1 protein-coding gene and 1 rRNA gene are annotated in these 2,348 nt (G+C 52.7%); both read left to right on the top strand.

The annotated features are described in order from the left end of the window. Positions 1-1,838: AAA family ATPase (locus HP459_RS22465; RefSeq protein WP_171936879.1), on the top strand; the 1,838-nt coding region annotated here is incomplete at its 5' end. Between the two features lie 424 nt (positions 1,839-2,262). Then, positions 2,263-2,348, top strand: a 16S ribosomal RNA gene (locus HP459_RS22460); the annotation flags it as partial.

The following is a 2,348-nucleotide window of genomic DNA, read 5'->3' as shown; positions in this document are numbered from 1 at the left end:
TGGCCGGGGCGAAATACCGCGGTGAATTTGAAGAGCGTCTGAAAGGCGTGCTGAACGATCTGGCGAAACAGGAAGGCAACGTCATCCTGTTTATTGACGAACTGCACACTATGGTGGGGGCAGGTAAAGCTGACGGCGCAATGGATGCAGGGAACATGCTGAAACCTGCGCTGGCACGTGGTGAACTTCACTGCGTCGGTGCCACTACGCTGGACGAGTATCGTCAGTACATTGAAAAAGATGCCGCGCTGGAGCGACGCTTCCAGAAGGTGTTTGTCGCAGAACCAAGCGTTGAAGATACCATCGCGATTTTGCGTGGTCTGAAAGAGCGTTATGAGCTGCACCATCATGTGCAGATCACTGACCCGGCCATCGTTGCGGCGGCGACGCTTTCGCATCGTTACATTGCCGACCGTCAGTTGCCGGATAAAGCCATCGACCTTATCGATGAAGCGGCGTCCAGCATCCGTATGCAGATTGACTCGAAACCGGAAGAGCTGGACCGACTCGATCGCCGCATTATTCAGCTCAAGCTGGAACAGCAGGCATTGAACAAAGAGTCTGATGAAGCGAGTAAGAAACGCCTCGATATGCTCAACGAAGAGCTGGATGAGAAAGAGCGTCAGTATTCTGAGCTGGAAGAAGAGTGGAAAGCTGAGAAAGCCTCCCTCTCTGGCACCCAGACAATCAAGGCGGAGCTGGAGCAGGCGAAAATTGCCATTGAGCAGGCGCGTCGCGTAGGGGACCTGGCGCGGATGTCCGAGCTACAGTACGGCAAGATCCCTGAGCTGGAAAAACAGCTTGAGATCGCCACGCAGTCGGAAGGCAAAACTATGCGTCTGTTGCGTAATAAAGTGACGGACGCCGAGATTGCCGAAGTGCTGGCGCGCTGGACGGGGATTCCTGTAGCTCGCATGATGGAAAGTGAACGCGAAAAACTGCTGCGTATGGAGCAGGATCTGCATCAGCGCGTCATTGGCCAGAACGAAGCGGTCGAAGCGGTATCTAACGCCATTCGTCGTAGCCGTGCGGGGCTGTCCGATCCGAATCGTCCCATCGGCTCGTTCCTGTTCCTGGGGCCAACCGGTGTCGGTAAAACCGAGCTGTGTAAAGCGCTGGCTAACTTTATGTTCGACAGCGATGACGCGATGGTGCGTATCGATATGTCCGAGTTTATGGAGAAACACTCTGTCTCGCGTCTGGTCGGTGCGCCTCCGGGATATGTCGGTTATGAAGAGGGCGGTTACCTGACGGAAGCGGTTCGTCGTCGTCCTTATTCCGTCATCCTGCTGGATGAAGTGGAAAAGGCTCATCCTGACGTGTTTAACATTCTGTTGCAGGTGCTGGATGATGGACGCCTGACGGACGGGCAGGGAAGAACGGTCGATTTCCGTAACACGGTGGTGATCATGACCTCGAACCTGGGTTCCGATTTGATTCAGGAACGCTTCGGTGAGCTGGATTACAGCCATATGAAAGATCTGGTGCTGGGTGTGGTCAGCCAAAACTTCCGTCCGGAGTTCATCAACCGTATTGATGAAGTGGTCGTGTTCCATCCGCTGGGTGAGAAACACATTGCGTCGATTGCGCAGATCCAGTTGCAGCGTCTGTACAAGCGTCTGGAAGAGCGTGGGTATGAAATCCACATCTCGGATGATGCGCTGAAACTGCTGAGCGAGAATGGTTACGATCCTGTTTATGGCGCGCGTCCGTTAAAACGTGCAATCCAGCAGCAGATCGAAAACCCGCTGGCGCAGCAAATCCTCTCCGGGGAGCTGGTTCCGGGCAAAGTTATCCGTCTGGAAGCCAACGAAGACCGAATTGTGGCAGTGCAGTAAGTCACAAAACGCAAAAACGGGCCGCTTGCGGCTCGTTTTTGTTTAAAAACCAGGCAAGAATTAAGGTCTGAGATGTGTTTTGCCTGGAAAGTGAGCAGTCAGTAAATAATTTTCACTTTGCACTTGCAGCCTCAGAATAACTCCCTATAATGCGCCTCCACTGACACGGAACAACGGCACGCACGCCGCCGGGTCAGCAGAGAAAAGCAAAATAAACGCTTGACTCTGAAGCGGGAAAGCGTAATATGCACACCCCGCGCCGCAGCGAAAACGTAGCGGCACTGCTCTTTAACAATTTATCAGACAATCTGTGTGGGCACTCAAAGTGACATGGATTCTTAACGTCCTCGGACGAAAAATGAATACCAAGTCTCTGAGTGAACACGTAATTCATTACGAAGTTTAATTCACGAGCATCAAACTTAAATTGAAGAGTTTGATCATGGCTCAGATTGAACGCTGGCGGCAGGCCTAACACATGCAAGTCGAACGGTAACAGGAAGCAGCTTG

Origin of the sequence: Enterobacter sp. CM29, assembly GCF_013179605.1 — a bacterium.
Lineage (GTDB): Bacteria > Pseudomonadota > Gammaproteobacteria > Enterobacterales > Enterobacteriaceae > Enterobacter > Enterobacter intestinihominis.
Note: the sequence above shows the minus strand (reverse complement) of the source record. Positions and strands in the feature narration are given on the sequence as shown.